General features: G+C 39.2%; 20 protein-coding genes and 1 tRNA gene. 17 read left to right on the top strand and 4 right to left on the bottom strand.

Annotated elements, in window-relative coordinates; translation table 11 throughout:
* Positions 1–178: 178 nt before the first annotated feature.
* Together RB160_RS15770 and RB160_RS15775 are read left to right on the top strand one after the other, a co-directional pair.
* A complete protein-coding gene (locus tag RB160_RS15770) occupies positions 179–607 on the top strand; it encodes a VOC family protein (protein WP_316571386.1) in 429 nt (142 codons plus the stop codon).
* Positions 608–949: 342 nt separating this feature from the next.
* A complete protein-coding gene (locus RB160_RS15775) occupies positions 950–1,585 on the top strand; it encodes a hypothetical protein (protein WP_316571387.1) in 636 nt (211 codons plus the stop codon).
* A 135-nt stretch (positions 1,586–1,720) separates the two neighbouring features.
* Here the strand turns inward: RB160_RS15775 and RB160_RS15780 are convergent, their stop codons facing one another.
* Positions 1,721–2,212 carry a hypothetical protein gene (locus RB160_RS15780; RefSeq protein WP_316571388.1) on the bottom strand — a complete coding sequence of 164 codons (492 nt, stop codon included), beginning with the start codon at positions 2,210–2,212 and terminating at the stop codon, positions 1,721–1,723.
* 681 nt (positions 2,213–2,893) lie between these two features.
* On the opposite strand from RB160_RS15780, the gene RB160_RS15785 reads away from it, so the two are divergent.
* The 3 genes from RB160_RS15785 to RB160_RS15795 all read left to right on the top strand — a co-directional run bounded on the left by RB160_RS15785 (position 2,894) and on the right by RB160_RS15795 (position 5,427).
* Positions 2,894–4,309, top strand: coding sequence for a hypothetical protein (locus tag RB160_RS15785; RefSeq protein ID WP_316571389.1), 1,416 nt, complete (start codon positions 2,894–2,896; stop codon positions 4,307–4,309).
* 73 nt (positions 4,310–4,382) lie between these two features.
* Positions 4,383–4,748 carry a cyclic-phosphate processing receiver domain-containing protein gene (locus RB160_RS15790; protein ID WP_316571390.1) on the top strand — a complete coding sequence of 122 codons (366 nt, stop codon included), beginning with the start codon at positions 4,383–4,385 and terminating at the stop codon, positions 4,746–4,748.
* 91 nt (positions 4,749–4,839) lie between these two features.
* Positions 4,840–5,427 (top strand): DnaA N-terminal domain-containing protein, encoded by a 588-nt coding sequence (locus tag RB160_RS15795; protein WP_316571391.1) that lies wholly within the window; start codon positions 4,840–4,842, stop codon positions 5,425–5,427.
* Positions 5,428–5,527: 100 nt separating this feature from the next.
* Here the strand turns inward: RB160_RS15795 and RB160_RS15800 are convergent, their stop codons facing one another.
* Positions 5,528–6,184: a DsbA family oxidoreductase gene (locus tag RB160_RS15800; RefSeq protein ID WP_316571498.1), complete on the bottom strand. Its 657-nt coding sequence runs from the start codon at positions 6,182–6,184 to the stop codon at positions 5,528–5,530.
* 164 nt (positions 6,185–6,348) lie between these two features.
* On the opposite strand from RB160_RS15800, the gene RB160_RS15805 reads away from it, so the two are divergent.
* From RB160_RS15805 to RB160_RS15840, 8 genes are all read left to right on the top strand, one after another.
* Positions 6,349–6,420: transfer RNA gene (locus tag RB160_RS15805), tRNA-Val, on the top strand.
* Positions 6,421–6,538: 118 nt separating this feature from the next.
* Positions 6,539–7,981, top strand: a complete 1,443-nt coding sequence (locus tag RB160_RS15810) for a recombinase family protein (protein ID WP_316571392.1) — start codon at positions 6,539–6,541, stop codon at positions 7,979–7,981.
* A gap of 691 nt (positions 7,982–8,672) precedes the next feature.
* Positions 8,673–10,220, top strand: a complete 1,548-nt coding sequence (locus RB160_RS15815; RefSeq protein ID WP_316571393.1) for a right-handed parallel beta-helix repeat-containing protein — start codon at positions 8,673–8,675, stop codon at positions 10,218–10,220.
* Positions 10,221–10,788: 568 nt separating this feature from the next.
* Complete coding sequence (locus RB160_RS15820; protein ID WP_316571394.1) at positions 10,789–11,541, top strand: GTP pyrophosphokinase; 753 nt, start codon at positions 10,789–10,791, stop codon at positions 11,539–11,541.
* A gap of 17 nt (positions 11,542–11,558) precedes the next feature.
* Positions 11,559–12,014 (top strand): DUF5392 family protein, encoded by a 456-nt coding sequence (locus tag RB160_RS15825; RefSeq protein ID WP_316571395.1) that lies wholly within the window; start codon positions 11,559–11,561, stop codon positions 12,012–12,014.
* A gap of 32 nt (positions 12,015–12,046) precedes the next feature.
* Positions 12,047–12,652, top strand: coding sequence for a TetR/AcrR family transcriptional regulator (locus RB160_RS15830; RefSeq protein ID WP_316571396.1), 606 nt, complete (start codon positions 12,047–12,049; stop codon positions 12,650–12,652).
* 54 nt (positions 12,653–12,706) lie between these two features.
* Entirely contained in the window at positions 12,707–14,158 is a 1,452-nt protein-coding gene (gene cls / locus RB160_RS15835) for a cardiolipin synthase (RefSeq protein WP_316571397.1), read from the top strand.
* A gap of 384 nt (positions 14,159–14,542) precedes the next feature.
* Complete coding sequence (locus RB160_RS15840; RefSeq protein ID WP_316571398.1) at positions 14,543–15,769, top strand: Bcr/CflA family multidrug efflux MFS transporter; 1,227 nt, start codon at positions 14,543–14,545, stop codon at positions 15,767–15,769.
* Between the two features lie 77 nt (positions 15,770–15,846).
* Here the strand turns inward: RB160_RS15840 and RB160_RS15845 are convergent, their stop codons facing one another.
* Complete coding sequence (locus tag RB160_RS15845) at positions 15,847–16,836, bottom strand: hypothetical protein (protein ID WP_316571399.1); 990 nt, start codon at positions 16,834–16,836, stop codon at positions 15,847–15,849.
* A 281-nt stretch (positions 16,837–17,117) separates the two neighbouring features.
* Between RB160_RS15845 and RB160_RS15850 the strand changes: the two genes are divergently transcribed.
* From RB160_RS15850 to RB160_RS15860, 3 genes are all read left to right on the top strand, one after another.
* Positions 17,118–19,220: an McrB family protein gene (locus tag RB160_RS15850; protein WP_316571400.1), complete on the top strand. Its 2,103-nt coding sequence runs from the start codon at positions 17,118–17,120 to the stop codon at positions 19,218–19,220.
* On the top strand, positions 19,195–20,673 hold the full coding sequence (locus RB160_RS15855) for a DUF2357 domain-containing protein (RefSeq protein ID WP_316571401.1): 1,479 nt from the start codon (positions 19,195–19,197) through the stop codon (positions 20,671–20,673). Before RB160_RS15850 ends, RB160_RS15855 begins: the two co-directional genes overlap by 26 nt.
* Before the next feature lie 139 nt (positions 20,674–20,812).
* Entirely contained in the window at positions 20,813–23,623 is a 2,811-nt protein-coding gene (locus tag RB160_RS15860; protein ID WP_316571402.1) for a DEAD/DEAH box helicase, read from the top strand.
* 3 nt (positions 23,624–23,626) lie between these two features.
* Here RB160_RS15860 and RB160_RS15865 read toward each other — a convergent pair whose 3' ends face one another.
* Positions 23,627–24,034 carry a (deoxy)nucleoside triphosphate pyrophosphohydrolase gene (locus RB160_RS15865; protein ID WP_316571403.1) on the bottom strand — a complete coding sequence of 136 codons (408 nt, stop codon included), beginning with the start codon at positions 24,032–24,034 and terminating at the stop codon, positions 23,627–23,629.
* A gap of 267 nt (positions 24,035–24,301) precedes the next feature.
* On the opposite strand from RB160_RS15865, the gene RB160_RS15870 reads away from it, so the two are divergent.
* The gene (locus RB160_RS15870) at positions 24,302–25,222 is read left to right on the top strand and encodes a DUF7847 domain-containing protein (protein ID WP_316571404.1); all 921 of its coding nucleotides are present in this window, start codon (positions 24,302–24,304) and stop codon (positions 25,220–25,222) included.
* Positions 25,223–25,235: the final 13 nt, after the last annotated feature.

A 25,235-nucleotide genomic window follows, 5' to 3' on the forward strand; every position in this document is an offset into this window, starting at 1 on the left:
CCGTAGTAATTAAGACGGGGTTATTCTATTTCCTTAATAAAGGAAGGAACTAAACACTTAAAAACTTTTTACTAATCCTTAGAAGAACCTTTTAATATAAATATGCTATTTATAGGTTTTTTGGTTAGAATGAAGTAGGAACATTATTTATTTCCACTAATTGAAAGGAGTGAATGAAATGGCTGTTGATGTTTATTTGAACTTTAATGGAAATTGTCGTGAAGCTGTAGAGTTTTATGCTGAGGTTTTTGGTACGGAGGTACCGCGTATTATGACTTTTGGTGAGAATCCTCCAAATCCAGAATATCCACTTCCCGAAGAAGCGAAAAATTTAGTCATGCATGCTCGTCTTAATATTGATGGAAGCAATGTTATGTTTTCAGATACGTTTCCCGGTTCACCCTTCACGGTTGGAAATAACATAAGTCTAGCTTACCATGGCTTTGACGAGGACAAGCTTAAAGCTGTTTTTAACAGACTGAAAGAAGGCGGCACGGTTGGCATGGAGCTACAAGAAACCTTCTGGGCAAAGCTTTATGGCCAAGTAACCGATAAATTCGGTGTTATCTGGCAATTGAATGTAAATAACGAAGAATCAGCTTATTAATAGTTAAACCAAGAGGGGTCCCGAAAGTAACATAGGGGCCCCTTTTATGATTTTTCCACTCTTACTACTACACCTTGAGAACTGTTGGCCGAAGGAAATTCCACAGCATTCAGAGAGCAACATTCGCAGATCAGATGAAAATAAAGCGGATTTTTTGAATGTGTAACGAAAAAGAGAAAAATACCTAACCGCTCCTCAACTAAAAAGAGTCATAGGCTCCAATTTTGCGGGTAGCCAACTGCTCTCACCGTCTAACCTTACCAAAACATTTGTCCGTACTCAAAACCAGAGAAGACGAATATCTTATTAATGCAATAAAAAACTCTGGAGGGGGATGTTAAGGTGGGAAATGGCGACCAGGAAGGGACTACTTCCGCATTGGACCTAAGTAATGGGCAGATTCGTTTGGCTTCCATTGGGGCAATAACAGGCGGGTCACTTTTGGCCATCAATAACATTTGGCAAGGATACCTCGACGTGACACCTGGAAATGACGGGATTCTGCACGATGTGACTCATTATGCTTATTATGTTAATAACTCCATGCTATTTTTGGCAATGTGTGGTTTACTCCTTGGACTTTACGGACTCAACAATCGAGTTGCAGCTGCAAAAGCAGGATTTATGTGGGGAACAGGGGCCTTTCTTTCAGGACTCGGACAGGCGATGTTTGCACTTGGGGCATTAGCGTTTATTTTACACGGCTTCTTTGACTTTAAATCTTTTATGGATTTAATCAACTTAGCCGCCGGGATCGGCAATATTGTAATGTATCTGGGTGCCCTTCCACTTGGACTGGTGCTGCGCCGCAGGAATGAATTTCCTCGTACCGCAGCTATTTTATTCCTTCTGACGGTACCAGCAGTTGCCGTCGCCATGATTATTATATACGGCATTAATCCGCTCGTCGGTGGTTTATTATCCGGCGGCTTGTACGGTTTAGCTTGGATCATGACAGGGTTGTATTTAAAGAAATAATGTAAGCGAATAGAATCTAGGAACTCTTCGAAGCAATTTTTAAATTCTATAGTAAAGGGGACAATTCATAATTCAGAATTGTCCCCTGTTTCATAGTAGGTTAACAACCCCCCAAAAAAGCCAGCCGACAGACGTCTAACACAGAACAATGATTTTATAGGGAGTAGTTTGGGCTGGAATGCTAAATGTGGCAGGGCCATATACAACTAGTAGATTCCGGTTTCCAGGATTCAATGTGAAGGGTTGGCCGTTTTGTAATAAAACAAGAGTATTACTAGAAATATTCAACTGTAACTGGCCATCACTACTCACCAGCTGGCTGTTAAAATAGTCTACCTTTATATTTTGATAAGGGTTATCTTTTACGATTATGAGGGCTTGATATTGTGGCGGGTATATAAGAAGAACAGGTACATTGACATCATAAAAACCAGTCACTCGGTCTCCAACTGAAACGATGACATGGTCTAGAAAATAGGTTGTTGGACTAATGACGAAATTTACTACTGAACCATCTCCTCCTTGTAGGGACATTAATTTAAAACACCCTTTTAATTCCTCATCGGATCCTACTAAGTAATCTTGAATCATGGTAACCGTACCAGAAAAAGAACCGAATTTTTTCATTTTTTCCCCTCCAATTTGATCAACCATTGATGCAATACAATCCCTCCGGAAACTCTGAGGGTGGGGAGCGTATACTATTCAAAAATATATTCAGTTGGCCTTATAAATTTTATGATGAAGGAGAATAGATATTACTTAATACGCGCAGCCGCTATTAATCGGATAAGTCGTTATTTAGCAAAGATAAAAAGGGATGCCGTGATATCGAAGGCATCCCTTTTACGATGATTGATATTAAATCAGAACCTCATTTAGATGAGTTACGGTGAACCCAATATCATCTTTATCAATGTGAACTAAATATGGCTTCACTTTAGAGTGCTTTAACCGATCCATAAGTTCCTCCTAATTAGAAAGGTTCCTAAACTAAGCTTATGAAAAATGTATTTTAATTAGATGTATTTGGGGAATTGCTTTGAAATATTTAAAAGTAGCGTTAGAGATTACCTTCGCAAAACTGAAATACGCAGTACTCGGCCCCTTTAGAGCCCTTTTATTTAAAAAGCCAGCCGCCAAACCGGCTGGCGGCAACGCACACAGTCAACTCTCAACAATCAGACGGCCAACGCACACAATTCGTTTTCTTTGGAAAAAAACATAGTTCAAATTATTCATATATCTTCCTGTATATGGTACATTATAAGCAAATAGAACCTATGTTCCTATCGGAGAGTGGCTACCATGTTCAAAAAGACCCGCCAAGTACATATAAAAAAGAATATAGAAATCAGTAAAGGAAAACGGGATGCTTTGAATGAAAAGTTCATAGCACAGGTCCAGGTAAAGGCAAAAGGGAATAAAAAAGAACAAAGGGATCAGGATAGAGAAAAATACTTAAAAAAGGAATTCCAAAAACAGGTGAGGGCAGCCAGAAAAGAAATGGTGGCGCAGAAAAAGCTCGTTAGTGACCTTAGAAAAGAAAACAGGGCCATGAAGCAAACGAACGAATCATTGAAGAGGGAAAAATGGCAGCTACAAGAAACCATTATCCAAATGGCGAAGGAATACGAAAACGAAACAAAGGAACTGAATGAAAAGCTCGAGAGCGAGCTCGACCGAACAAAAACAATGCAACGAGAACTGGAAAGCCTCAAAAAAAATCAACCTAGAAATCGAAAGCTGCTTGAAAAGCAAATTTCATTAGCAAAACAGGTGGCAGTACTTAAAAAAATGAAAGCGGAACTCCAACAAAAACTGGATAACTATGATTCGATAGCAAAACAAGAGCAAGGGGATCTCAAAGAGGAGATAATGAACCTTCGTAAGGAACTCGATACCTACAAAGTCCTGGAAACCAAACTAAGGAATAACCCTCACGCTCTGATTCAATACCTTCAACAACTTTTCACTTCTGCTCAATTACCTGATCTCCTCGACTTCCTGGAGCAATACATTACCAAGGAGAACCTAAAGTATTTTTACAGAGACGATCAAAGTGTCTTTTATCTGTTCATGAGGAGGGTCAGCCTGCTCAGCTATCATGCGAAGAAAAAAACGAAAGGACTTTTCGTTTTAAGAAATCCGAAATACACGAGTGAAAGAGACAGGCTTGGATATCTGACCCATAAAGAAGGGGAATGGCTATTTGTTGACCTGACTAGTACCGCCGAAATAAGAGAATATCCAGTCTTGGATGAATTGCAGTTAGAAAACGATAACATGGAATTGCCTGCAAGAGCCGTTATATATGAAGGGGTCGCTAAAATCACCCGCACCTATCCGCAATACGAAGTTAGTATTATAGAAGCGAAAGAGACAAAGAAAGATAGAAAGGAAACAAAGCAAAAGAAGTACAAACCATTTGGCAATTATAAAGTGTTAATCGTCGGTTCGAGGCAAATGAATGAGTACAAGGAAAGGCTTGAAATGCATGGGTGTACTGTCGAGACCCATAATCCATATGAAGAAGGCTTCGAGCTATTTAAGGGGAAAATCGGCAGGGCGGAAATCATTCTAGTTTGCGAGCGCCATGTTCCCCATAACGTTTGGGATCACATCGATAAGCAGCAGCCATTTGTAAGTGTCCTGAAGAAGGACAGCTCAGACCTGATTGCAACCTATGCTTATGTAACGTTGCAAAGATGTGAGTTAATATAGTAGTACATAAAGAAAAAGGGAAGGGGTCACGTTTAAGAACAAGACATGCTTAAACTGACATAGGGGGGCCTTTATGAAAAAAGAAAAAATCAATCTGTATGTTGATGATCTAAGAGACTGTCCCAAAGGATTTGTGCTGGCGAGGAATATTGGCGAAGCGATTCAGTTGATCGAGAATAGTAACGTTCATATTCTTTCGCTCGACCATGATTTAGGAGAAGATAAGAACGGAAATCTATTGCCCACAGGCTACGATTTAGTAAAATATTTCTGTGAAAACGGATTGCGCGCTGATAAGATATACCTTCATACGGATAATGGCGTTGGACGCGATAACATGTATCATACCCTTAAGGCGGCTCAAAGACGAGGATTTATAGACAGTAATATAGAAATCTACCATTACTCCATCACCCAAAACAGATATTCTGGAAATTAGAGTATGAAAGGCACTGCCCGTATGCCCTTTTTGGAGGTTCATAACAAATTGAAAGGGTTGAGTCTACATGAGTGAGTACATAAGCGAAGAAATGTACAAAAAAATCGATCGGGAACGGATCAAGCAAGCCTTGGAAAGTGGCAAATGGTTCGACGCATTGGTTTTATTCAAATATTCCACTCTTACAAAGGAAGAATTTAACCAAATTCAAGAATCCAGTTCAAGTTATGGCCAATTTAATAAACAGGTAAAGGAATACATGAGCGAAAAAGATAAAGAGCGGATTGAGAAAGCATTATTAGCAAATCAGGATCAAGCCGCGGACTATATTTTTAGAAGTTCTGAACTGACAGATGAAGAATATGAAAATCTCAAGAGAAAATATAAGGTTTCTAAAAACAGCGGCACAGCAAATAGTGGAATAAACAATCAAAAGGGTGATATTTGGGGAGAAATACTGAGTATAATATCTGCAAGTATTTCTGCTCCATCCTTTGAAACTTGGTTTAAAAATACCGAAGTCCAAATGGCGAAAAACACCCTAATTATTTCATGTGCGAATTCCTTTCAAAAGGATTGGCTGGAACACCGGTACTTTGATCTTATTTCTTCCAGTGCAGAAAAAGTCCTCGGAAAAGCAGTTGATATTCACTTTAAAGCCGAGGATGACAATGAGTAACTCTCTTTGGTTTGTTAATGCCAGTATAGGATGTACCAACCGTCCAAGCCCTTTTATGTAAAAAGCCAGCCGGTTCCCCGGCTGGCGCCCACGAACCATGTCAGCAGCCGTCAATCCCGCAAGCTTCGCCCGTAGCTGGCGGCTCCTTGCCAAGCTCGCGCACAATATACCGCTCCAACATCTCTTTCGTATTTAATCCTTGAACCCGCTGATCCCCAATAAAAAACGTCGGAACAGCGGTAATCCTGGCTTCCTCATACGCATGGCGGAGAGCCTCCTTATGCGCCTGCTCATACTTCCGTGCTTCAAGCGCTTCTCTGAACGCAGACCTATCAAGTCCACATTTGCCAGAAACATCCGTCAGCACATCAATGTCACCAATGTCTCTTCCTTCAGCAAAGAATGCAGCCAGTACAGCCTCGCTGTATTCGTTCCCTTTCCCATGCTCTTTCGCGAACTGGGTTCCTTCATGCGCTAGATGCGTATGCGGCTGTGGATCAACATCCGGAAGGACGATCTTTACGTTAAAACGCTCAGCCATCGGCCATACTGAACCCTTCCAAGCACTCTGTATATAATCGCCCTTTGGCGACAGCGTCTCATGGGGATACGGCCGCAGCTCAAAAGGCATCCATTCCAACTCAACATCCTTACCCTTAATCGCTTCCTTAAGCGGAGCCTCCGCTATATAACAAAACGGTCACACAAAATCTGAATCACACGGATCTTTAACGTCACTTGAAGCCCTCCCTAACAGTAAGGTGTTTACCAATAGTGTAAACGGCGGAGGGATGGTTATCCAAATCATCTGCCTTTAAGTTGAAAGTTTACTTTTTAAATCGAATTTATTGAAAAGGTATTGACCCTAACTTTGTTTCCTGGTATAGTAATGATTGTCCTCACTAAGAGGATAACAATAACGATCCGATAGTTCAGCGGGAGAATACTACCTTGACAGGGTAGGGGTCGGGGGTTCGAATCCCTCTCGGATCATACTAATCCTAACATCAATTGGTGTTAGGATTTTTTATTTGTTTCTATAACTAAATTTCGATTAATGAGAACATATGTTTTATAATAGAGGTATACCTTATTAAGGAGGACTACGACTATGAAGAGAGTCTGGGCATACTACCGTGTGTCTACTAAAAGTCAGGTTCTTCATCATGATGTTACTTTACAAAGAAAAGCATGTTCCATTTTTGTTTCAAATAAGCCTGAATGGCAAATGTGCAGGGAAATTGAAGACTTGGGTGTTTCCGGTTTGGATGCTAGAAAGGGTTTGCAAAGAATTAGATGGGGAGCCCAATTTGGCAGATTCGATGTCCTTCTAGTTTTCATGTTAGACCGCTTAGGGAGAAACCCTGATGAAATGAAGAATCTCATTAACGAATTACATAGGCAAGGAATAGAAGTATGGTCTGTTGTGGAAGGGAGCATTGAGGAATTCTCCGACCTGGAAAAGAAATATTTTATCCAAAGTAGGAATGAAGTCGAGAAAACGTCCCAGCGGGTAAAAAGAAGATTCCAGCAATTAAATGAAGAAGGCATCTTTACCGGTGGCACTGCTCCTTTTGGTTATAGTATTGCATCTACGGATTCGCGCCTAACAATTAATAAGGAAGAAGCGGAGATAATTAAGCAAATTTTTAATTTGGCCTCAGAACAACGATACGGTTGTAGCCGAATTGCACAGGAGCTTAATGAAAAAGGAGTTTCAACAAGAAGCAAGAAACCATGGATTTATAATACGATTTCCAGACTTCTCAGGAACCCTATCTATATCGGGCGGCCGGCATTCAATAAATATGGACCTCATGGAAAGAAGATAAATATGTCGCAGTGGAAACACCAGCCCAAAAATGAAAACTTGGTAATAATCAATGACGATCAATTTTTTAAAGTTCAGGAACTAATGGATGGCCGCCGTCCTTCCAAGGGAAATCTTGATTTGTCAGCAAGAAAGGATTTTCTTTTGGATGGCTTAGCTTACTGCGGATATTGCGGACGAAGGCTAAAACCTGAAGTGAACAAGAATCGACCGAAGTCTAAGCATGGAGTAAAGAAGGAACCAAGTATTTATCGTCGTTATGTTTGTGATCATGCCAAAAATAAATTGGAGTATCACGGTCAGAGGGATTTTGGGGCAGATAAACACGAAAAATTAATTATAAACGTCTTAACAAAAACTATTGCAGGCAATGGAATTGTTCTCCGTGAAGATTTACTTTTAAATGATATTACCATCACAGAGAAACAAATCATGGAATTGGACAAAACCATTACAAATTACTATTTCCGTTGCTCCGCTGACACCAAGAAACTACAAAAGCTTTTAAACCTGCTAAATGAACTTGAAGATCGATATTTTGAATTATTGGAACAGAATAAGATAATCAATAGAGTTAAAGACTCACTGGTTAATTTTTCCGAATCGGACTTCGCAATAACCCTTCAGGCCATTTTTCAAAAAGTGATATTGAGCAGGGATGGCATTGATTATAAACTAAACAGCTATGTTTCATTTAAAGAGAATAACTTATTATACAAGTAGGAAGTTATATAAGGGTGAAAAAAGGATAGATAGAGCATCTTTAAAGTGCTGTATCTATCCTTTTAATTTTTGCTTCCCTCTATAGATGCTGAAAAGTAGGTATAAAAATTAGGGAACCTAGCCACTAGAAGACAAGAATATTGAAGATTAAATACTAATCATAAAAAACGGTTCAATTGTGGATTCGAAGGTTATTTATTCTATTAAACTCTTTTATGCTCCTTACACTTGACTCTGTCTTAGTACCTAGGAAATGCCGATGTCATAAAGTGTTTTAAAAATCTAAAAGATAGGAGGAAAAAAGAAATTTTATAAAATTTTGAGCAAATTGTAGAAATAAGGTAGGCAAGCATATAAAGCCGGCTCTATTGACCAGAAATCTGGCAGAGAGTCGGCTTTCCTATTAGAACTGCATGATCAGGAGCCCTATTATTGGGGGCTCCTTTTTTAGTAGGACTGCTTAATCAATAAGACCTACACAATCAAAACATTAGCTCAACTGTACAGTAGAATCCATTATGAAATGAACCTTCTCCTTAAAGCATTTCTAAAAAAATACAAATAAACATTTCTTTATACCTACATAAAATTACCTAATTTATGTATAATAATGTTAAAAATATCAAGGTTACTATGAAAAAAAGACTATTTTTAGTGTTTTTGGATAGTTATCGGGAGAAGGAGAAGGAAAATGCTGCATCTGAGAATTTACTTCAAGAGTTTTATTATTATTTTAATTGTGACCATGCTTTGGATGCCCAATACATTGGCAGTTGGTCAAGGTATGATAGACGATAACAAAAATGGCATTGATGATAATTGGGAAAGGGAGTATGGCCTGAACTCAGGCATAGAATTTGAGGATTTTGATAATGATAGGCTTTACAATCTTGCAGAAGTAAAAATGGGAAATAATCCGCAAGTGGCAGATAATGATAAAAACAAAGTTATACTTGTGTCGGATATGATTGACAATAGCCTGGTTAACAGTGATTTTGATATGACGGATCAATTACAAAAAGCAATAAATCTTGGAGCCGGCAAAATTGTTGTTTTGCCGTTCGATTGTTCATATAAAGTCAGTGGATTAAAAATTCCAGACAACACCGTTCTTATTGGGTATAGGTCAAAGATTTATAATGATACTACACACCAAACCCTGTTGACTATTGGCAGTGGGGTAAAGCTATATGGTATTGAGCTTCAAGGGGCAGGCAATAAGATGGCAGATAGTAAAGGAATCGGGATAAGGATTCAGGGAGCAGGTGCTACTGGCTATGCCAAAAATATTGTCATAGAGGATGTAAAGATTCGCAATATAGGCTTTTATGGTATCCTTGCTGAATTTGCTGATAATGTAAAGATTTCAAATACTTTCATTCATGATATCGGTTTTGCAGGTTTTGGAGGCCTTTCTGTTAAAAATATACATATTGATAAGAGCCACATAAAGGGAATTTCGCCAGGAAGCAAAGGGAATGCCTATGGCGTCTTCTACTCGCGAAAGGGTGCTGAGAGCAGCTTGGAAGCACATCCGAGAAGTGCGGATAGTTCTGTGACTGACAGTATAATAGAAGACATTCCGTTATGGGAGGCTTTAGATACACATGGCGGGGAGAATATTACATTTAACAACAATACAATACGAAATACCAAGGTTGGAATCGCATTTGTTAATGCAACAGGAAATGATGGAACGGATTTATATGGCTCTCAGAAATGTACAGCCAAGGGCAACCGAATAGATGGAATCGGTAAGGGATATGGGATTGTCGTGGCTGGAGCTTCATTTGATAACAGCAGAGACTGCACTATAGAAGGTAATCAATTAACTGAAGCCGGACAGCAGGGAAATAACATCTCGGGTGCTATTCAGGCGTCATTTACTAAAAACTTAGTGATAAAAGATAATACTCTGGTCAATTCTTATGCAAATGGCATCCACTTATATACTTACAATAAGCAGTTTTCAGTTTCTGGGAACAAAGTAGAGGACGTCCAGGATAATGTGTATGTTGCGCCATCTGCCATCGCCTTTCGTTCGGGCAATAATTCCGGTACGATTGCAGGAAATAATCTCATAAGAAAAAATGAAAAATTAAATGTTTATGTCTCAATGAGAGGAATCAATATTTCCACACCAACTGGAATGGAACTGTTGATTGGCCAAAATACTAACAACTTTGTTCTTCCAATAGCAGGAGGAGCAGGTAAACATGTAACATACATATTAAATTAAAAGCAGGGTAGGGGTCGCAGGTTCGAGCCCAGTCGGTTTCATCCTAATCCTAACGGCATTGATTACAAACTAAACAGCTATGTTGAATTTCAAGAGAGTGTCTTATTACACAAGTAGGAAATTATATATAAGGGTAAAAAAAGGATAGGTAGAGCATATTTAAAGTGCTTTATCTATCCTTTTAAAATTAACTTCAGCTAGGCACCACGGAAAAAGAGTTCACCTTATGAACCTATTTTTGTTTAGTCTGTTTTGCTAACAATTTGCTAACAAACTATATCTTCTTGTTTTCCCCCCAATTGGACGAAGAAGAAACTTGGTAAGTATTTTAAGAAAAAAAGAAAAAATGGTATAGAATCGTGAAATTTGACACATGACACTGTGTCACGCTACCATTATAAGTGACACGCTGTCACAAATGGTTAAGAAATGATTATATGTAGGCCGGAAGTCTGGAGAACTTATGGTTAAATTACAACCACAAGGGTATTTATAGGAAATCCGATTTGAAGAAGAAGGGCCTAATTTGAAGAAGATGCTGGATTGAGTCATATAAAAGGAGAGAAAAATGGAAGCTCAGGCACTGGACAATTTAAAACAAATGAAAACTTTAAAAACAGAACTGATGCGATTCATGATGTCGTATAAATTTGCATTGGATGAGATGAATACGAAAATCAATATATTAAAACAAGAATTTCAATATATCCATGATTATAATCCTATTGAACACGTTACACATCGTGTGAAATCTCCCGAGAGCATTTTAAATAAGGTTCAGAGGAAGGGATATGACCTTTCATTAGCTGCGATTAGGGAGGGTATTACTGATATTGCTGGGATACGGATTATTTGCTCATTTACTTCTGACATTTACGAAATAAGTAACATGCTGCAAAGGCAAAAAGATATTAAAGTCATTAAATGTAAGGATTATATTAAAAGCCCAAAACCAAATGGCTATCAAAGCCTTCATTTGATCTTACAAATTCCAATATTTATGTCCGATAGAGAAGACCATGTCTATGTGGAAATTCAAATCCGTACGATTGCAATGGATTTTTGGGCAAGCTTGGAACACAAAATTTATTATAAATATAATAAGGAAATCCCTCAAAAGATAAAGGATGAACTAAAAGAAGCGGCAATTTCTGCCACACAATTGGATAAGAAGATGGAGAAAATTCATCAAGAAGTCAATAAAATTAAGGAACTAGATAATGATGAAGAGAATCTGCAGGAATTATTAATCAACAATGAAAGGTTTCATGTTCCAGCTGATTTTTTAATACCAATAAAAAGAGCTTATTATGATTCATAGCAAAGAGGAGAGATAGTTTGATACAATTCATGAACGATGTGCCAAATTCTGTGAAAAGAGAAATTGAAAAACTAGAGGAAATCATATCCCCTTTTTTGAAAAAAGCTTCTAAATACGCTTTATTTTCATTTCCTTTAATTACTTTATCCATCTTTAATCTGTTCATTTTATTATTTGTTGCTCCAAATCAGAATCAGCAATACTCGGCAACCTCGATTGTCATTTTTGCTGTTATCGGTGCAATCGGTATGGCGTTTTCCAAAGAGGCCAAAATACAGCGCATTGAGATTCAGAATATTAGTACCGACTATATGATTGAGAGAATTAAAAAAAGCGAGCTAGTGTCAGAACATCTAAAAAAAGAGTATAGCTCCCTTATAAAGGATCAGCCTTCAATGGCGATGCAGCATTTCATCGCATTTTTGAAAAAAGAACACCAGCAGCGCAATACTATATTTAATAACACACCATAAATACGATTATCTAAATAGGCGGGGATGAAAATTTGCCGAAAGTAACTTTTTTAAATTTACCCGAGGATAAAAGAGAAACATTAATTCAAGCTATTAGACAGGAGTTTTCAAGGGTACCATTATATCAAGCCTCGATTACGAATATCATTACAGCTGCCAACATCCCGCGGGGGAGCTTTTATCAGTACTTCGAGGATAAAGAGGATGCTTTTTTCTTCCTATTAAACGAACAGGTTAAAGAAGATAAGAACAATTTTATATCACTTTTAAGACAAAATAATGGTGATTTATTTGATACGATGAGTGAATTTTTCCGGTTAATCCTCACTAAGGAGGATACCCACCATTTTTTGAAAAACATTTTCTTGAATATGACACATAAAATCGAAAGTGCATATGCCAGAATCTTTATCGACATTGAAGAGGATGGGAGTTTTAAGGAAGAAGTTAGTTCATTAATCGATCAATCTACGTTAAACATTTCAAATGATAGAGAATTACTCTATGTCATGAAAATCATTATAGCGGTAACGCTTCGTAATCTAATTGAGAAATTTGCACGGGATTTACCTTATGAAGAAGCGATGAATAATTATTACTTGGAAATCGATTTATTGAAAAGGGGTTTGAAACATTAAACAAGATATTCATACAATCTACACGAACATGATGTAATTAGAAAGGGATTCTATATGGAATTTAACGATTTAACTACACTCATTGTAGCCATCATCATGGTTAGCAATATTTTGTTTGCGGGGATTGTTGTATTTATAGAGCGGAGGGATATTGGCTCGACTTGGGCTTGGTTGTTGATCCTGCACTTTATCCCAGTCATTGGTTTCATTGCTTACCTATTCCTGGGCAGACAATTAAAACAAGCCAATTTTTATCGATTGTCTGCAGAAGAAAGAAATTATCTTCAATCAGAGGTTGTTGAACAACTTAATGAATTAAAAACGAGTGAGTGGTACCGTAACGATACACTAAAGAAATACGCAGATTTACTAAAAATGAATTTAAAGTCTTCGAACGCATTAATCACGGTGAACAATGATGTGGTCATATTTAGTGATGGCCATGATAAATTCCAGGCCTTATTTGAAGACATCAGAAATGCAAAAAAAGAGATCCATCTCCAATATTATATTATTCAACCGGATTCCCTTGGAAAAAAACTGCGGGATGAACTTACGAAAAAAGCACAAGAAGGAGTAAAAGTTCGTGTTCTCTATGATGAGATTGGTTCCAAAAGGATTTCTCGTTCCTTCTTTAAGGAACTGATTTCATACGGGGGAGAAGTTGAGGTGTTTTTCCCATCTGTTTTAAAATTGATTAATTTCCGGATTAATAATCGAAATCACCGAAAACTTTGCATCATTGATGGCAGGATCGCGTATATCGGTGGCTTCAATGTAGGAAATGAGTACCTTGGATTAACTAAAAAGTTTGGATATTGGCGTGACACACATTTAAGAGTTGTTGGTGATGCGGTAAACGATATTCAAGGAAGATTTATTTTAGATTGGAACTATACGGCGGAACATAAGCTGGATCTTGGGCGACTTTTTATACAATCGGAAAAACATAACACAAATGTTCCAATCCAAATCATTGCAAGTGGGCCGAACTCAGAAACGGAACACATCAAAAACATGTTCATAAAGCTTATCATGTCCGCTAAACGGAGTGTCTACATACAAACACCGTATTTTGTTCCTGATAAAAGTTTTATGGATGCTTGTAAAATCGCTTTATTATCAGGTGTTGATGTAAGAATCATGTTTCCTAATAATCCGGATCACCCCTTTGTGAAATGGGCTTCGGGAGTCCATGCGGGAGAACTTTTAAAATATGGCGCAAAAATACTTCTGTATGAAAATGGATTCATGCATGCAAAAACGATTGTAGTTGATCAGGAAGTTGCATCAGTTGGAACGGCCAATATAGACAGACGTAGCTTTTATTTAAACTTTGAAGTAAACACCATCGTGTATGATAAAAGCATAGCCGAACAACTTACTCAACTATTTTTTCACGATAGCCGAAATAGTACAGAACTAACACTGGACATCTATCAAAGGCGTTCCATCCTTATTAGAATTAAAGAAGCCGTATCCCGGCTTTTATCGCCCATCCTGTAATCCAAGCCACTTTCTCCATTTAGATAGAACCCAAATTTTCTACTAGAAGAAGGGAGTAAGAATACTTCCTTTCTTGTTGCACACAAGAATTAAACGAAAAAGAATACGAAATCTGAGGATAGATAGAGCACGTTTATTGTGCTTTACCTATCCTTTTAATTTTGCTTTTTTTAGCCGCTACTAAGACGGAATAAAAGTTAGAGGACCAGGCGCAAGCCCAAAATAGAAGAATTAGTCCATTATTAAATTAGAAAACTACATATTTCTATTAATTGTTTACCAAAACGGGTTGTTCAGGATATAATGGACAAATGCGAAATTTCGGATATCGAAATTATGTTACTTAGTTCTTCAGCATAAAACAGATAGAAAGGGGAGACCGACTTGAATGAATCTAGCAAAAAGAAGCGGCTGCAGCTCGCTTTGCTTTTAGGCTCACTTGGCATTTTGGGGCCATTTACAATTGATACGTATTTGCCGGCCTTCCCTACCATTGTAAGGGAATTTGATACAACGGCTTCACTTGTCCAAATCAGTTTGACTGCCGCTTTATTGGGTCTTGGTTTGGGGCAATTGGTCATTGGGCCATTAAGTGATGTGAAAGGACGCAAAAAGCCATTGTTGTTCTTCCTATGCCTATACATCCTGGCTTCCCTCGCATGCTCAATCGCACCTAACATCTATCTCCTTATTGCGGCCCGATTTGTGCAAGGGTTTGCGGCGTCCGGCGGAATCGTCCTATCCAGAGCCATCGTAAGGGATCTTTATAGCGGAAAGGAACTGACAAAGTTTTTTACTTTAATGGTGTTGGTAGGGAACCTCGGGCCAATCATTGCCCCAATTGCCGGAGGAGCCATCCTTGCGTTCCAGGATTGGAAATGGGTATTTATTGTCCTGGCATGCATTGGGGCTGTATTGACCATTACGGTTTCATTTAAGTTAAAAGAGACACTGCCGCCAGAAAAGCGGGTGCCTAGTAATTTGCCTCAAGTCCTTGGGAATTTCGGAACATTATTTAAAAACAAAGAGTTCATGGGCTATGCATTTACCCAAGGGTTCATCACGGCTGGCATTTTTGCCTATGTTTCTGGTATTCCGTTTGTCTATCAAAACATTTACGGTGTATCTCCTCAGCAGTTTAGCCTTTTATTCGGTGTCAATGGGTTGGCCTTAATAATCGGCAGCCAGTCTGTAGGCCGCTTGACACATATTATTTCGGAACGGACATTCTTGAAAATAGGCCTTGGGTTAGCGAATGTATCAGGTTTGTGTTTACTCATTGCACTCCTTTTGGAAGCCCCACTGATTGGTGTCATAATCCCAGTTTTCTTTTTCCTAACTTCGATTAGTATGATCGGAACAACGTCCTTCACATTGGCCATTCAGTCACAAGGGCATATGGCAGGCAGCGCTTCTGCTTTATTGGGGGTATTGCCCTTTGTCATGGGTTCCCTATCTGCACCGCTTGTAGGAATTGGCGGAGCCTACACAGGAGTACCGATGGCAGCAGTTATCTTTGGCGCGAGTACTTTGGCATTCATGTGTTATTTCTTCCTGGTGAGAAAAACTAAAGCCCAGGAGACGGTTTTAGTGGCGGAGCGGAAGGCTTGAAAATAATAAGGAAAATGGATAAGTAGAGAAATTACCCAAGACTAGGAGATGCTTTTTCCTTTCTTGGGTATTTTACTTTACTCTATAAAATTTCTAACTTCCGTTTTCCCCATATACTCTTGCCGGATCTCTGCGAGGCTTTTTCCTGTCTCCTTATGGATGGCGAAAACATAAGTTTGAATACTGGACCATCCATATAACTCCTTAAGCCATTTTTGCATACTTATTTCAGTGCCGTTTACAAGAATATTTCCGTTGCTAAGTAATGTACCTTCGTCTGGATAATCTTTTGCGACTATAATATCCCCTGGTTTTACGACTCCCCATTCAAGCATGGCATCAATTTTCGGGAGTGATCGTCGGGTAAAGGTAGTGTTCGTTTTTGCAATCGATACCTCTGCTTTTTCTAAAAAGGAGACGTAGTAGTCATTTCTATTTGTAAGAGGCAACACTTTTTCGATATTCACATAAACTTCTTCGTGTATTTTATATGGGGTCAGTTTGAAGCAGCTAATGTCAACATTGTTGCTGTTAAGCCAGGCTACTGCGGACAACGTTTGTTCGTCGAAGTCTGAAGCAACAAGAATTATTCGTTGCTTTTCATTGAATTGTTTTTCAGCACCGTTGTCGTGAAGGAATTGGTACAGCTTCCGAGTAGCTAGTTCAATGCTTGTCAGTTCTTTCGTTTCAGTTTCTTTTTCATACTTTTCAATATAAGGTGCGTAAATTTTGCTTATGAGATCGTCAGGTGTATCAATGGTTGCATAGCTGGCGGCGTAACGGATGGCTTGAAATTCAAATGCTTCTTTGCGGTTTTCTATGTCCTTACGATCGCGTTTTATTTCTATAAGTACGATATTCCCGTTGCTGTCGACTGCAGTCAAGTCGCTTCGCCCATGCTTAGCATTTCTGACCTGCTTTCCGACAATCAACATGGATTCTTCTTCATCACATATCATTTCAATATTAGCCCTTAGCAACTCCTCCATGTCATTCTCCGTCATACCAAGTTCGGAAAACGTCACGGCATCAACTGCGACGGCTTTGTTACCGGAAATGTTGTACATCTCGCTCCTCCCTTTAACTAGGTTCGTAATTACAGTTTATATGAAACCTTGAGTTTTTGTTAAATGATAGGATTAATAGTGATGTTTCTATACAAACGTCAACCATTTTTAGTAGTATGAAAGTTAATTATGGAAATATTTTATAAAGAGGTGCTATCGTGCTAAATCTTCCATATTATCAAACAATCTTTGATGAAGAAAATACTGAAATACGGTGCCGTAGGGTATTGGATGAAGTTTCTCCAACTGTTAAAAGCCTATTTGAACGGTTTGTTGCCAGGTTGGAAATCACGTTAAATAGTGAACTCTATATTCGAAGCTATGACACAACTCTTACTACTACATATCATGATTCACGGAATCCCACCTATGCAGAGAAGAAAAAAGTCTCCGATATAGGGAGGAAATATTATGTTGGTCTTTACCGAAAGATCAATGATAAGGAATTTAATCTGTTTACTTTAGAGCTTAATGGTTTGAACGGGCTGATCCTTTTACATACTGAACTTAACTTTATTCCGTTTTGGGGTTGGTATAAAAATGACCGCATTCAAGATGTCATGGATTCTATTCCTGCAGAGTATTCTATTTTAACAGGATGGAAGGAAAAAGAAGTGATTGAACGGGAACAGTTTATTCAGTATATCAAGGACTGTATTAAACCGAGAAAACGCCCGTGGTTCCAGATAGGTAAAACCCTTCCTTTGGCAGGGGAATTGGATGAGGAAATGCTTATCAAAGAACTAATTGATTCTTGGGAGAAGTTAGGACCGTTCCGTTCCTATTATGATGAAGAAATTGAAACGTCGAGAAGAGCCTTGGATGCTTTAATGAGCTTGGCTTCATCGAGAAATCTGACTGAAACGGAATTACTGGGACGAAATTATTCTATTGAGCTATCTACAATTGAAAATTTAAAAACAAACGGGAAACGGCAGGCTTTTTATATTTACGATGGCGATGGCGACCAAATGGTGACAAAAGGGTTTGTGTATTATCTTGACTATCATGAGAAGTTTTCTCCTTTTCAAACCATAATGGTCCAACTTGAAGGTCATAACCACATCTTTACCAATGCGCGTGAAATCCTGGGGGATGGAGTCAAAGAGTGGTGGATTACCAAAACATTTAGTACCCATAGCCTGAACAATAATGAAGTCATGCGCAACGCTATGAGTCTACTAAAGGACCACGGGGTACGGGTGAGGGGAACTGAATATTGTGTCGGTTCTTTCAACAATGAGATGGATTTTTTTGTTGAAGGAGTAGATACAGTAAAAAAGAATTTTATAGATTCCGCCCTTATTTTTGCACATGCTAGTGAGAAGTTGGAATTGCCCTCGAATGATGTAACAGACGAACTTAAAGATGAACCTCAATTAAGTGAAGAACTTGAGCCTAATTTTAGTTTTGAAGAAATCTACCAAACAATTTCAAACAGTCTTTTTACTTTTTCAAAAGACATTATTCGTGACTTGCATTTAAATCTGACAGCTCTGGATGATAAGCATTTTGTCCTTTTAAGCGGTATCTCCGGCACTGGCAAAACCCAATTATGCCGTTTGTATGCAAATGCGGTATATGGGTTGGAATATGAAAGTGAAAATCCTTATTTTACAACTATCCCGGTAAGGCCGGACTGGACGGATGCAAGCGCCCTATTCGGCTACTACAGTTCTTTTGAAAAGCGTTATGTAAAAACAGAGTTCCTGAATGTAATTTTGAATGCTTTAAAAGAACGAGAAAAGCCGCATTTCATCTTACTCGATGAAATGAATTTAGCGCGGGTGGAGTACTATTTGAGCGACTACCTCAGTGCTGTTGAATCAAGAAAGGAAATTCCTTTGCACCAAGATGAAAACGTTATAGATATTCCAAAGAAACTAATGATTCCACCAAATGTATATCTTTTAGGCACGATCAATGTGGATGAAACAACCCATGCCATCTCGGACAAAGTTTTGGACCGCGCTTTTGTCATGACACTTTCGGACGTCGATTTTGATTCGTATTGGAGTCAGGTAGATCCTGATTTAAAAGTAAAGCTGGAAGAGGAATTTTTCCTGCTTAAAACACTGCATGGAACATTATTAAGTTATAATTTGCATTTTGGCTATAGGACGATGGATGAAATGCTGAAGAAACTGTATGCCAATTATCAGCTTCCAGAGGAACATCAGATTGAACCATTGCAGGCGCTGGATCGAGTGATTTCAGAAAAAGTACTAACCAAAATTCGTGGCGATGAGCGAATTTCAGAAATGTTGAGGACTTTGGAACTTTGGTTGAGGGAGAATCTCGGCAATGAGTCAATTTCCCTTGGGCATGTGAACAGGATGGAAGAGGAGCTGGAGTATTATGGAGCAGCCCAATTCTGGAGGTAATCAGCTGGAGATCTGGGTTTCTGAATCTGGATGGATTCCCTTTAAAGATGCCTTTTTGACAGAAGCGACTGAGTATAGGCTTCGTTTCTTGGGAGAGAGGGCGGAAATCCTATTTCACGGAATTCCCGTTCCGTTTTATCGGGAACAAAATGCTTACTATGCTTTGTTTATTTCCCCATTTCAAAGCGGAATCTTACATGTATCAGTCAATGGAGAACATTTTGAAACCTATATATATCCGGATAGTCGTAAACTGACTGAGCAGCAATACACAGTGATGTTAGATGAGATTTTGGCGGAGGCAAATATTTGTTTTCAATTAAGCGGGCTTGAGATGAAAATGGACGCTTTTGAAAAAAGCCGGAACGTTTCCTGGCCTCAATGGAACTACATTGAACGTTCCTTTCACCAACTTCGGATGATATTCACAAGGATTGAAAAAAGCCCTATACGCAGGCTTATTAAATACCCTGTAACCATGAAACGAGAAAAAGTGCAGCGCGCTGAACAGGTAACTCTCAATTGGCTGGATAGAAAAGGTCATGGCTCAGAGATTCCCATCCTCGTAGAAACAAGTAGGAGCAATGAGACATTCGACATTTTTGAAAATCAGGTAATCAAGCAGCAACTTCAGGACTTTTACCGCTTGCTACGTAGATATGAGGAAGTTAGCATAGAAGATTCCACTGTCGGGAACCTGACCAAGTATATTGGTAGCGTTCAGAGGTGGATAAACAGCCCTTTTTTGAGAGAGGTAAAGGAGAATAAAGGGGCTTATAAAATCACACAAATATTTCGGAAGCATCCCGTGTACCGCCTCTGGTATGACTGGTTCGATAAATTGTATAAACATAAAAACCAGAGGCTCGGTTTTGCTTATTCGATTTCATTAAAGGATACCTTTTTCCTTTATGAAATATGGTGCTATATGAAAGTTGTAAAGATTTTGCGTGAATCAGACTATATTCTGGATACCAGTAATTTATTTAAAACAACAAGAGAAGGACTCTTCCTAAACTTGGTTGAAAACAAGGAAAGTTCGGTTGCGCTCAGTGGCGGGATGGAGCTTTACTTTCAACGTATTTATCAATATAACTCATCTCCAAACCATACATACACACAGAGAATGATTCCGGATATAGTTTTGGAAAACAAAGGAGGAATTATCGTCTTTGATCCAAAGTACCGCGTACCCGGTAACCTTGGGACTGCCTTGGAAGAAATGCATAAATACCGGGATGGCATTGTTGAGAGAGAGACAGGAAAACATGTTGTAAAGGAAGTTTATATTCTTACACCAACCAAAGATGAACAAGCGGATGAGATGAGGTATTTCAGCCCAGAGTTTCATGAGCGATACAGGATGGGGGCCATGCAGATGGTACCTGGGGCATGGAATGAAGAAATAACTAAAAAATTACGTCAGTTTGTTGAAACAGAAGCGCAAGAATAAAAGTAGGCACTTTTAACAAAACATATTTTTGTTGACTTATTAAGAAGAGGAACTAGTGGTTTGGGTTTTTGATCTTCCTTCTTCCCTGTCATTATAGTAAAATTTTAGCAACAATGAATTTGTCGACAGGAGTAGAATCATGCAGGTTGAAAAACGATTAATCGTAAATTCTGATAAAGGGAACTTACTACAGGAATTGATAGATTCAATGAATGAGTGCAGGCGGTTCTATTTTAGTGTTGCGTTCATTAATTTCAGTGGGCTTCAGTTGTTGCTTGATCCGTTGCGGGAGGCGGGGAAAAAAGGAGTAACTGGGAAGATTATTACCTCGACGTACCTCAATTTTACGGACGCGAAAGCATTAGAGAAAATTACTGAGTTCGAGAACGTTGATTTAAAGGTGTTTGTGACGGATAAGGAAATCGGTTTTCACACGAAGGCTTATATTTTTGAGTATTTAGATTCCTATAAGGTGATCATTGGTTCATCCAATATTACGCAGAGCGCGTTGAAAAGTAATGTTGAATGGAACGTGGAGGTCATTTCAAAGAGTGATGCTTCTTTTATTAAGGAGGTCTTGAAGGAATATGATGCTCTATGGGAAAGGTCCCAGGTTGCTGACGAGAAGCTGATTGCAGAATATGAGGAATTCCTAAAGACTCTTAAGGGGACCCAAGCTTCACAGCAATTGATTTTTGAAAAACCGGAGTACATTACTCCGAACCGTATGCAGCGTCGCGCCATTGATAATCTTGCCAGGCTTCGGGAATTTGGTGAAAAAAAGGCTCTTGTCATTGCAGCAACTGGTACGGGCAAGACATATATGTCCGCATTTGATGTGAAAAGCTTCCGGCCTAAGAAACTGCTTTTTGTTGTACATAGGGAAGAGATTTTAAGAAAAGCAAAAGAAACTTTTGAAAAGCTGTTACCGAATGAACGAATCACCTTCGGGTTATTAACAGGCAATTACAAGCAGAAGAATGCGGATTATATTTTCACTACGAACCTCACAATCTCGAATTGTTATCACGAATTTAAGAGAGATGAATTCGATTATATTATCATCGATGAAGCCCATCATGCCACTAGTTCAACGTACCGAGCCGTTTTAGATTATTTTGAGCCTAAATTCACTCTTGGGATGACGGCAACGCCTGAACGGAGCGACGGAAATAATGTTTTCGATCTGTTTGATAATAATGTGGCGCTCGAAGTCCGTCTCCATGAAGCGCTTGATGACGAGCTGGTCATCCCGTTTCATTACTTCGGCATCACAGATATAGAAGGAATCGATCTGAGTGATGTTTCTATTGATGACATCGCGGAAGTAACAAAGCGCTTAAAGGTGAATGAGCGGGTTGATTTTATCATTGAGAAGATGGAATTCTACGGATATGACGGCGAAAAGCGCAAATGTCTCGGGTTTTGTGCGAGCATTGAGCATGCCCAGTACATGGCTGCGGAGTTTAATCGGAGAGGCTACAAGAGTACGTGCCTGCAAGGTGGGGATTCTTCCAGGATTCGTGAAGCGGCCATAAACCGATTGGAAAATGACGATGATGAACTAGAGTTTATTTTTACCGTTGATATTTTTAACGAAGGTGTCGACATTCCTTCAGTAAATTCTGTCCTCATGCTAAGGCCGACAAACTCGCCGATCATCTTTATCCAGCAGCTTGGCCGTGGGTTGCGGAAGCACGCGGGTAAAAGCTTTTTGACAGTTCTTGATTTTATCGGGAATCATAATAAAACGTTCTTAATTGCCCTGGCCCTGAATGGCAGCCGCTATTATGACAAAGAGAGCTTGAAGGTTGCGGTTGCGACCGGTTTTGCCAATATTCCTGGGTGTACCCACATCCAAATGGACAAGATTTCGCAGGAACGAATTCTTTCGCAGATCGACCAGGAAAACTTCAATTGGATGAAGTATTTAAAGGAAGAATATTTTGAGTTTAAAAAGCTAAATCAGGGAAGGATCCCTTATTTCCTGTTGGATTATTTGAAGTATGATGGAGCGCCTGATCCGATAAAATTCATCGATAAAGAGAAAACCTATTTGCAATTTGTCGCCAAAGTGGAGAAGACTGAGCGGCTAAAATCCTTATTGAGCGATGATTCGTTTGAACGAGTACTGAAAGAACTTTCAAGTAAGTTGCCGCTTAAGCGAGTGTATGAGTTTGTTGTTATTAAGTATCTGCTAGACCATGACTACATCTCTTTAGCTACCGCCAAAAAGGAGATTTTTAAGTGGGTTAAGTTCGCTGATGATGATAGTGTCCTTCATTCATTCCAAACTTTGAATCAGGATTTTTATGACAGCGGAGAATTGAGCCGTAATTTGAAATTATTCGATTTACAGGATGGAATTCTTGTTAAGACACCAGTATTTGAAAGTATTCTTACGAACGATGAATACCGGAAGTACATTGAGGATATTGTCATGTACGGGATTTTCCGTTATGAAAAAGAATTCAAGAACGAATACTACGGCGTCCCGCATTTCAAACTGTATGAACAGTATAAAATGGCGGATGCAGCATTGCTTTCAAATTTTCGGAAAAGCCACAGTTCCTTTAGAGGATCAGGCCTATTAACAAATGGGAATGACTATTTCTTGTATATCGACCTGCATAAGGACGCGGATGTTGAGGAAAGGCTAGCATATAAGGATGAAATAAAGAGCACCCGTGAATTCCAGTGGCAAACGCCTCACACAACAGCCCAGCATACGAACACAGGGCAGAATATTATTTACAATAAAGCCCGAGGAATTAACCTTCATTTGTTTATCAGGAAATACAAATTCATTGACGGCAAAAATGAACCGTTTATCTATATCGGAAAAGGGAATACGACTAGTTTTGAAGGCAACAAGCCAATCACCGTACAAATGGAATTGGAACACGAGCTGCCATACAATCTTTATATCGAATTTACGAAAAAAGTATAGTCTTCAAAGGACTATACTTTTTTCGTTTATCAACTTTTCAACAGCCGGTACATCCGCAGGTGCCCACACTAACGAGTTTAGGTTTTCCCGCTTAAGCCAGATCAATTTTGAATGCTCTGTAGGCGTTGGCGTACCGCCAGTGATTCTGCATTTAATGGTAATCAAATTTATGATGAACGTATCATATTCATGAATAATGTCATTATGTAATTCAATCGGTTCAATCTGGCAATGCAATTCCTCTTCAATTTCCCTCGTCAGGGCAGAAAATAAATCTTCATTAGGTTCGACTTTCCCACCGGGAAACTCCCACATATTCGGAATCGACATTTCTGGTGACCTTAGTGCACAAAGGATTTCATTTTGTTCATTTTCTATAATTGCTGCTACTACCTTTACTGTCTTTTTCATGAGGACCTCCGTTTAATTAAGTACTAATAAACATAATATCATTTTTATAAAAACGTGCCAGGTTGTTGGCAATTCTTTAATCGATACAGTTGTTTCACAGTTCCAATCTTGTGACCTTGAAATGAAAGTGGAGCCATTTTTCTTTTTAGAATATGTGCAAGGCACCTCTATGGAATTTCAAATTTTTTGTAAAAGTGGGAGCGGGGGGACGGTCCCCATGTTAAAATGATTATTATGAATAATCTTAACTTTTGGGAGGATTTTTTAGTGGATGATAGGTTTAGCAAGCCAAAGAGTGTTGGGGAAATATTGGATCATACGTTTACGCTGAGCAAGAATCATTTTAAGAAGTTCATGACCGTGCTCTTGGCTATTATGGGACCGGTTTATCTCATTGATGCGCTGATTCAGGTGGGTGCGGGTAAACCATTGTTTCGCGATAAGAGTGGCGAGGGAGATTGGTTTGAGCAGATGATGGCTAGCTTTGAGGGAACAGGGGAAGTTGACCCCTCGTTTATGACGGCTGAACTTGTTGGAATCGGCGTGACTGCGTTGCTTAGCCTGTTTTTATTTCCGATTGCCCAAGCTGCCATTCTTTTCGCGGTTAACCATGTTCGTAAAAACGAAGAGTACACGGTTGGTTCGGTATTCAAATTGGCGTTGTCACGCTATTGGGCAATGCTTGGAAGCTCGATTTTGTTCTTTCTCCTCGCCATCGCTATTATAATCATCCCGACTATTGGAATAGTCGCAGGGGGTATGATTGGCGCGTTATTCAATGATGCTACGGGCATCATCCTGGGCGTCATCGGTTCGATTGGCCTGTTCCTTGTCGCGGTACTGTTGTTGACGCGCTTCAGCTTTTACTTTGGCTCAGTTGTACTGGACCGCAAATCGCCAGGGCTCGGCCGCAGTTGGACGCTGACGAAAAAGCGGACATGGAAGCTGCTCGGCATCTATATTGTCTTTTCCCTGATTACGACTATTATCGCATCATCCGTCGAGATGGCCTTTACCGCCTTTTTGGGGAGCAGTGTACTACTGTCGATCATCGTCAGTCTGCTTTCCATTTTGACAACGATGTTTTTCTCCGTAGGCTATTGTGTCATCTACCTTGATTTAAAAGTGAGAAACGAGGCGGATGACCTGAAGGGATTGCTTTCAGAATATGAGCATCTTTCTTCTTAAGGGCAAATTTCGA

The organism is Neobacillus sp. YIM B06451 (assembly GCF_032667185.1).
GTDB lineage: Bacteria > Bacillota > Bacilli > Bacillales > Cytobacillaceae > Bacillus_D.